Origin of the sequence: uncultured Oxalicibacterium sp. (assembly GCF_913776015.1) — a bacterium.
In the GTDB taxonomy this organism is placed as follows: domain Bacteria; phylum Pseudomonadota; class Gammaproteobacteria; order Burkholderiales; family Burkholderiaceae_D; genus Oxalicibacterium.
Genome location: NZ_CAJYMD010000049.1, coordinates 42,414 through 50,180 on the forward strand (window position 1 = coordinate 42,414; position 7,767 = coordinate 50,180).

General features: G+C 54.1%; 9 protein-coding genes. All 9 read right to left on the reverse strand.

Annotated elements, in window-relative coordinates:
• Positions 1 to 42: 42 nt before the first annotated feature.
• Positions 43 to 1,506 (reverse strand): DegQ family serine endoprotease, encoded by a 1,464-nt coding sequence (locus QZ725_RS08200; protein WP_293778369.1) that lies wholly within the window; start codon positions 1,504 to 1,506, stop codon positions 43 to 45.
• Positions 1,507 to 1,532: 26 nt separating this feature from the next.
• Complete coding sequence (locus QZ725_RS08205) at positions 1,533 to 2,534, reverse strand: MucB/RseB C-terminal domain-containing protein (RefSeq protein WP_293778342.1); 1,002 nt, start codon at positions 2,532 to 2,534, stop codon at positions 1,533 to 1,535.
• Between the two features lie 5 nt (positions 2,535 to 2,539).
• Positions 2,540 to 3,118 (reverse strand): sigma-E factor negative regulatory protein, encoded by a 579-nt coding sequence (locus QZ725_RS08210; RefSeq protein ID WP_293778344.1) that lies wholly within the window; start codon positions 3,116 to 3,118, stop codon positions 2,540 to 2,542.
• Between the two features lie 63 nt (positions 3,119 to 3,181).
• Complete coding sequence (gene rpoE, locus QZ725_RS08215) at positions 3,182 to 3,784, reverse strand: RNA polymerase sigma factor RpoE (protein WP_293778346.1); 603 nt, start codon at positions 3,782 to 3,784, stop codon at positions 3,182 to 3,184.
• 83 nt (positions 3,785 to 3,867) lie between these two features.
• Complete coding sequence (locus QZ725_RS08220; RefSeq protein WP_293778348.1) at positions 3,868 to 4,368, reverse strand: protein YgfX; 501 nt, start codon at positions 4,366 to 4,368, stop codon at positions 3,868 to 3,870.
• Positions 4,369 to 4,419: 51 nt separating this feature from the next.
• Positions 4,420 to 5,661, reverse strand: a complete 1,242-nt coding sequence (gene fabF, locus QZ725_RS08225; RefSeq protein WP_293778350.1) for a beta-ketoacyl-ACP synthase II — start codon at positions 5,659 to 5,661, stop codon at positions 4,420 to 4,422.
• A gap of 30 nt (positions 5,662 to 5,691) precedes the next feature.
• The gene (acpP, locus tag QZ725_RS08230) at positions 5,692 to 5,931 is read right to left on the reverse strand and encodes an acyl carrier protein (RefSeq protein ID WP_009664389.1); all 240 of its coding nucleotides are present in this window, start codon (positions 5,929 to 5,931) and stop codon (positions 5,692 to 5,694) included.
• Between the two features lie 128 nt (positions 5,932 to 6,059).
• Complete coding sequence (gene fabG / locus QZ725_RS08235; RefSeq protein ID WP_293778358.1) at positions 6,060 to 6,800, reverse strand: 3-oxoacyl-ACP reductase FabG; 741 nt, start codon at positions 6,798 to 6,800, stop codon at positions 6,060 to 6,062.
• Positions 6,793 to 7,731 carry an ACP S-malonyltransferase gene (gene fabD / locus QZ725_RS08240; RefSeq protein ID WP_293778360.1) on the reverse strand — a complete coding sequence of 313 codons (939 nt, stop codon included), beginning with the start codon at positions 7,729 to 7,731 and terminating at the stop codon, positions 6,793 to 6,795. Before fabD ends, fabG begins: the two co-directional genes overlap by 8 nt.
• Positions 7,732 to 7,767 lie beyond the last annotated feature (36 nt).

A 7,767-nucleotide genomic window follows, 5' to 3' on the forward strand; every position in this document is an offset into this window, starting at 1 on the left:
AGAAAAAAGGCTGCAGATGTTGTCCGCAGCCTTGACAGGAAATTATTGCGACAACGGTTTGACAGGAACGAATTGAGACGAATCACCCCGACGCACCAGCAGCAAGGTCGTTCGCTTGGCATCCAGTCGCGTCACCAACTCGTTAAACTGCTTCGCATCCTTGATATCCGTATTGTTGACACGCAAAACGATATCGCCTGCCCGCAAGCCTGCCCGCGCCGACGCACCTTCTGACGCCTCTACCAACACGCCACCTTCGATTTTCAACTCGCGCAATTGCGCAGCGTTCAAATCATTCACAACCAATCCCAGGGAATTGGCCGTGCGCGGTGCTTTTGGCTTCGGCGTCTGAGCTACCACCTGATCGGCTTCCAGCTCGACAATATTCACCGACAGATCGCGTGTGGCACCTTTGCGCCAGACCGTCAGCGTCGAACGCGAACCCGGCTTGGTACCGCCAACCAGACGTGGAAGATCGCTCGATCGTTCGATCGTCACGCCATTGAATTTCAAAATGACGTCACCGGCTTCGACACCCGCCTTTTCTGCAGGTCCACCCGGCTCTACGCGCTGCACCAGCGAACCCTGCGCACGCGGCAGACCCAATGATTCCGCCACGTCTTTCGTAACATCGCCAATCTGCACACCAATACGACCACGCGTCACCTTGCCACTAGCACGCAATTGATCCGCTACACGCATGGCTTCGTCGATCGGCACCGCAAACGAAATGCCCATGAAACCACCGGAACGGCTATAGATTTGCGAATTGATGCCAATCACCTCGCCGCGCATGTTGATCAGCGGACCACCCGAGTTGCCAGGATTGACGGCCACATCTGTCTGGATCAAAGGCAGATAGTCGCCGGTATCACGCGCCTTGGCCGATACGATGCCAGCCGTCACCGTATTGTCGAGGCCAAAAGGCGAACCGATTGCCATGACCCATTCGCCGACGCGAATCTTGTCCGAATCGCCAATTGCCAGGCGCGGCAGATTGCTACCCTCGATCTTGACGATCGCCACATCGGTACGCTTGTCGGCACCGATGATCTTGGCCTTGTATTCACGCTTGTCGGTCAACGTAACAAAGACTTCATCCGCACCATCGATCACATGGGCGTTGGTCATCACGTAGCCATCAGCCGAAATGATGAAACCCGACCCCACACCGCGCGGCACGACTTCCTCGGTTTCCGGCGCATTTTGTCGGCGATTCCGTGGTGTCGGTTGTTGCGGCAACGGCATGCCGAAGAAGCGTCGGAAAAACTCCTGCATTTCCTGATCCTGCTGCGAGGCGCCGCTCTGATTCATCTTGACGCGTTCAGTCGTCCGGATATTGACGACGGCAGGACCGGCCTTTTCAGCCAAATCGGTAAAGTCCGGCAAGCCCGCGACCGACGTTGCCGCGACAGCCTGAGATGAAAAGCCTGCGATAGCAGGCGCGAACGATAAAACGGCAGCACTCATCAGCGCAACCGTCAAGTGTTTGCGAAAAGGCTTCATCGTTGTCATACCACGCAGAAAAAAGATTAGGGATTGAACTCGATCGAGTTCGCGACCTGCTTGATCGCAGCAAAAGGCACTTCGCCGACGATCGTCAGCCAGTAATCACCTTGGCGCTTGCCAATGATATTCATGGCACCCTGCTGCATCGATCCTTCGGTACGGCTTTGCGTGCCGGGTTCGATAAATACGGAAATCGCAGCCAGACCATCCGAATACACCAACTGCGCCACTTCGCGTTGCGAAGGCGGAACATTTTCATTGGTCGTATCCGTGATCAGACGTTTGACTTCACGTGTTTTCTTGAAGCCGGGCGGAATACCTTTAACCGACCAGCCGGAAAGATTGGCATCGCTCATGACCGCATTCTCGACGCGCCATCCTTGCGTGTTCTTGAAACTTGTCTTGACCGATGTCGGATCTACATTGCCAATCACGATCTGCGTGAAGGCAATCTGCTCGACCACATCGTTCTTTTCATTGAGAGTTTGCGCCTTCAGCAAAAGCCCGGTGGATTTCTCAATCCAGAGCTTATAGCCATAACGCAGTTTGTCCTTCGGTGTCAGGATCACGGTCTGGCAGTCGTGGCCGGCAACGCGTCCACTTTCACCTTGCTTGAGCGCATAGTGTTCCACCAATTCATTCGGATGTGCCCCGAGAATGGCCGGAAAAACGTCCTGCGATACGCGCTTTTCTACGCGAATGGATTTGCTTTCAGGGATGTAGCACGCGATCTCTTCGTTATTGCGGATATATTCACGCGGCTTGCCATCGAGAATTTCCAGCTTTTCAAGTTCGTTCTTGCCGCTACGGATATGCGAAATGCGTGAAGTACGCACCTGATTACCCTGCTGATAAACGAAGGTGCCGGAATAATTCAGTTTCTGGGCGGAAGACTGAATTTTTTTCAGCCAGACCTGCGCTTCACGGGAATCGTGGGCTGGCTCCACCGTCTCGGCATGAGCGGTGAAAGCCAGCAAACTCGAAAACAGCACTACAAATTTGAAAAGGCCCAATGTCTGCCGCATAAGTATTATTTTTCCGAATCCACAGCGAACGTCGCTGAACGTGCATATTGCGCAGTGCTGTAGACAGACGGCGAAAAACGCTGATGCGCCAACAGATAATCATCAATACGCGGATCACGCAGGACTTCGCCTTCCTGTGCCGCTGCGGCGACTGGTTCTGACACTGCGGCCACCTGCGCTACCACTGGCGATGCCTGCGGCGCACTCGCAACCGTTGCAGTTTGCTGCGGCAACATGTTCGGCACCGTAAGAAATGCCACGACGGCTACTGCAGCGGCAGCCATGCCAGGCATGGCAAAACGCTTTGCGGCACTCTTGCGAGCAACAACGTCTTGATGCACTGCCGGCATCATGATGACGGGCTCGTCATCCAGACGTGCAAACATGCGCTGATTGAAATCGGCGCTCAGCGGCACATTCAATTCATCGGAACGCAAAGCATCACCGATCTGGTGATATCCGTCCCACGCGGCACGGCCTTCCTGCTGGCGCAATGAAGCCAGCACGGCATCGATCTGGCTATCATCCAGCTCGCCGTCGAGAAAGGCAGAAATTTGTTCCCGCGTCATATTCATCGTATTCATCACAACCTCGAAAAAATTAAGGCTACCCCTATATTTCCCGCAAAAAGTAAAACAGTTTTGTTTTTACCAACGTTTATCGAGTGCCGTATCCAGCAACGGCCTTAATTTTTCCGAGATAGCTTCGCGCGCCCGGAAAATCCTGCTGCGCACAGTGCCGATCGGACATCCCATCGATTCGGCAATCTCGTCGTAACTCAACCCTTCGATCTCGCGCAATGTAATTGCCATGCGCAACTCTTCCGGCAACTCTCCCATCGCTATATTCAACGTATGGGCAATCTGCTTGGTTGCCAATAGCGATTCCGGCGTGTTGATATCTCTTAGGTGGTCGCCATCGTCAAAAGTTTCTGCCTCTTCGACATCTGCCTCTGTTGATGTCGGCGCGCGTCGCCCTTGCGTCACGAGATAGTTTTTCGCCGTATTGATACCGATGCGGTAAAGCCAGGTATAAAACGCCGAATCGCCGCGAAATTGCGGCAATGCACGATACGCCTTGATAAAGGCCTCCTGCACCACGTCTTCCGCTTCCGCCTGGTCGCGCACAAGCCGCGAAACCAGTCGCATGAGTTTTCGTTGATACTTGATCACCAACAGCTCAAAGGCTTTCTTGTCCCCGCTTTGCACGCGTTCGACAAGCTGTTGATCAATGTCGCGTTCTGTCGTCAATCTTGGTCCCTTGTAATGCTGCAACATGCACGCGGTCCGTGCTGTTGACTGGGCGTAACATGATTAGTTCAAAGATTTCGACACTAAATTTGTCGTATCCCGTGCGTATCCGTTTCGGCTTTTCTTGCTGAAATCCAGCGACAAGCGACCAGCAAGCCATGAAAGACTTCCGGCGAAACGGCGTCGCGTAGAATCAATACTACTTCCGTTTTACCTTGTACATTTTGCAAGTGCAACACAAGCAGATGGGGCCAGATCGTTGACGTTGGCAACAGGCTTACCAACTCACCCTTATCCTGTCCATCCATTACACCCGATTTCGTAATATCCAGCTTCACGAAACGTATTTGCCCGACACCAGAAATATGCAATGCAACGTGCGTTCTGGCACGATGCCAATGCATATAAGACCATGACAATGCAATCGTACCAAGCAGCGCGATTGCTACTTGCCATGCCGGAAAAGGCTCAGCAAACGAATAAGCAAACAACCACAGTCCCGCAATTACCAGCACATGCATGCAAGCCACCAGAACAGACAAACGCCCTGATGGTTTAATTAATGCACTGAGAGCGATCGACATGTGCCTGGACAAGAAAAAATCCGATCCTTCTTGCGAGGGATCGGATTTTCGTCAGAGCTTGCCGAAAATCAGCGTACCGTTGGTGCCGCCGAATCCGAAGTTGTTCTTCATGGCATATTCGATCGGCATCGACCGGGCCGTATTGGCGCAGTAATCAAGATCGCATTCCGGATCCTGATTTAGGATATTGATGGTAGGCGGCGAGATCTGGTGATGTACCGCCAACACCGAAAATACCGACTCCAGACCACCCGCACCACCCAGCAAATGACCGGTCATCGATTTGGTCGAATTGACAGTCAATCTGTAGGCATGATCACCGAACGCTGCCTTGACGGCATCGGTTTCGTTCTTGTCCCCCAGCGGCGTCGACGTGCCGTGCGCGTTCAGGTACTGCACCTGATCGGGGTTGATTTCCGCATTCTTGAGCGCATTGCTCATGCTGCGACGCGGACCATCCATGTTCGGAGCAGTGATGTGATAAGCATCGCCACTCATGCCGAAACCTACCAGCTCCGCATAGATTTTCGCACCGCGTGCCTTGGCATGCTCATACTCTTCCAGCACCATGACGCCAGCGCCTTCACCGAGTACAAAACCGTCGCGATCCTTGTCCCACGGACGCGATGCCGTGGCCGGATCGTCATTGCGTGACGACAGCGCGCGCGCTGCCGCAAAGCCGCCAACACCAAGAGGAGAAATCGTCGACTCCGCACCGCCTGCGATCATGACGTCAGCATCACCGTATTCGATCAGACGACCGGCAGCGCCGATCGAATGCAAACCGGTGGTGCACGCCGTGACGATGGCCAGATTTGGTCCCTTCAAACCATACGCGATGGAAAGGTGCCCGGAAATCATGTTGATGATCGATGCCGGCACGAAGAACGGGCTGATACGACGCGGGCCGCGATTGTTCAGCTCGGCGTGCGTTTCCTCAATCATCGGCAGCCCGCCGATACCCGAACCGACCATGACGCCAATACGCTCAGCGTTTTCTTCCGTGACTTCCAGCCCACTATCCTTGAAAGCCTGCATGCCTGCCGCAATGCCGTAATGAATGAAAGTATCCATATGGCGTGCTTCCTTGGCAGGAATATAGTCATCGATAGCAAAGTCTTTGACTTCACCAGCGAAACGGGTGCTGAAAGGCGAGGCATCGAACTTGGTAATGGTGGCGATACCGGATTGACCGGCAATCAGTGTCTTCCATGCCTCATCGACAGTATTGCCGATCGGGGACACACAACCCAGTCCCGTAACGACAACACGACGTTTACTAGAGCGGCTCAAGCAATTCTCCTGGAGTCGTGCAAAACAGAATTAGGCTTTGACGTGTGCCTTGGCGTAATCGATCGCCTGCTGCACAGTGGTGATTTTCTCGGCTTGTTCGTCAGGAATTTCCATTTCGAATTCGTCTTCGAGTGCCATGACGAGTTCAACGGTATCCAGAGAATCGGCACCCAAATCGTCAACGAAAGACGATTCGATCTTGATGTCTGCTTCAGCGACGCCCAGTTGTTCAGCGACGATTTTCTTAACGCGTTGTTCGATGTCCGACATGTTTAACTCCAATGAGTGGTTACAGAAAGTGCGCGCATTTTAGCAGGTTTGCGCACCGATAATTCACTTTCGGCTTTTGTTGTGAAGAAAGTTAAAACAGCAGCCAAAAGCACCTAAATCAATACAACTTAGCTCATGTACATACCGCCGTTGACATGCAACGTGGTACCAGTGATATAGCCGGCTTGCGGTGAAGCCAGGAAGGCAACGGCGGCAGCGATATCTTCCGGCTCACCGAGGCGCCCAAGAGGAATTTGCTGCTTCAATGCGCCGATCTGATCTTCGGTGAGTACCTTGGTCATATCGGTATCGATGAAGCCAGGCGCAATGCAGTTGACCGTGATATTACGGCTGCCGATTTCACGTGCCAGCGCACGGCTCATGCCGGCAACGCCTGCCTTGGCAGCAGCGTAATTCATCTGCCCCGGATTGCCGGCCGAGCCGACCACCGAGGTGATGTTGATAATGCGACCGTTCTTGTTTTTCATCATGCCGCGCAAGACAGCACGCGACAGGCGCGCGACCGCAGTCAGGTTGGTGGAAATCACGCTGTCCCACTCTTCGTCCTTCATGCGCATCGCCAGTTGGTCCTGGGTAATGCCGGCGTTGTTGACGAGAATGGTGACCGTGCCGATCTCTTTCTGGATTTCATCGATGACAGCAGCCGAACGCGCTGCATCATTCACATCCAGCACGATGCCTTTGCCATCAGCGCCAAGATAGTCGGAAATTGCAGCAGCGCCCGATTCTGAAGTCGCCGTACCGACGACCTTGGCGCCCTGCTTTACCAGTTCTTGCGTGATCGCACGACCAATGCCGCGCGAGGCTCCTGTTACGAGAGCGACCTGACCTGCGAGTTGCTTATCCATTATTGATTGCCTCCAAAACAGCTTCCAGAGATGCCTGATCGACGATAGCGTGGCCGGCGATTTCACCGTTGATACGCTTAACCAAACCAGCCAGCACTTTGCCTGGACCGCACTCGACCACATCGGTTACGCCATCTGCCGCCATTTTCTGGACGGTTTCCACCCAGCGAACCGGGCTGGCAGCCTGACGCACGAGCGCATCCTTGATGCCATCGACATCATTGACGATCGCGACGTCAACGTTATTGATCAAAGGAATTTGCGGCGCGCTGAAGGACAGTGGCGCCAGATAGTCACGCAGACGATCCGAAGCCGGTTTCAGCAACGAGGAATGGAATGGTGCCGAGACCGGCAGTGGCAATGCGCGTTTTGCGCCTTTTGCCTTGGCCGCTTCGCAAGCGCGCTCGATGGCCGCCTTGGTGCCCGCGATCACGACTTGTGCAGGCGCATTGAAATTGACCGCTTCGACAACCTCGCCTTGCGCCGCTTCAGTACATGCCGCGAGAACGTCCGCATCCGACAAACCAAGGATGGCAGCCATGCCACCATAACCGACCGGCGTGGCTTCCTGCATTGCCTTGGCGCGAAAACGCACGAGCGGCACCGCATCCTTGAATGCGATGACACCGGCAGCGACTAATGCCGAATATTCCCCCAGGCTATGTCCAGCCACGACTGCAGGCGCCTTGCCACCAGCGGCAATCCATGCTCGATACATGGCAACCGCAGCCGTCAACATGACGGGTTGCGTATTGGTGGTGAGATCGAGATCTTCCTTCGGACCTTCGGCAATCAGTTTGGCAAGATCGAACTGCAAGGCATCGGATGCTTCGGCGAGTGTCTGCTGCACTACGGCATTGTCGGCAAAACCATTCAACATGCCGATGGCTTGCGAACCCTGCCCCGGGAAAACGAATGCAAATTTAGTCATGCTCTCTCTGTCTACTTTTTTATGGAAATGTCGATT

Excerpts from the sequence above, each read along its gene's own strand:
- QZ725_RS08200 (WP_293778369.1), bottom strand. The coding sequence starts at position 1,506 with ATGAAGCCTTTTCGCAAACACTTGACGGTTGCGCTGATGAGTGCTGCC.
- QZ725_RS08205 (WP_293778342.1), bottom strand. The coding sequence starts at position 2,534 with ATGCGGCAGACATTGGGCCTTTTCAAATTTGTAGTGCTGTTTTCGAGT.
- QZ725_RS08210 (WP_293778344.1), bottom strand. The coding sequence starts at position 3,118 with ATGAATACGATGAATATGACGCGGGAACAAATTTCTGCCTTTCTCGAC.
- QZ725_RS08220 (WP_293778348.1), bottom strand. The coding sequence starts at position 4,368 with ATGTCGATCGCTCTCAGTGCATTAATTAAACCATCAGGGCGTTTGTCT.
- acpP (WP_009664389.1), bottom strand. The coding sequence starts at position 5,931 with ATGTCGGACATCGAACAACGCGTTAAGAAAATCGTCGCTGAACAACTG.
- fabG (WP_293778358.1), bottom strand. The coding sequence starts at position 6,800 with ATGGATAAGCAACTCGCAGGTCAGGTCGCTCTCGTAACAGGAGCCTCG.
- fabD (WP_293778360.1), bottom strand. The coding sequence starts at position 7,731 with ATGACTAAATTTGCATTCGTTTTCCCGGGGCAGGGTTCGCAAGCCATC.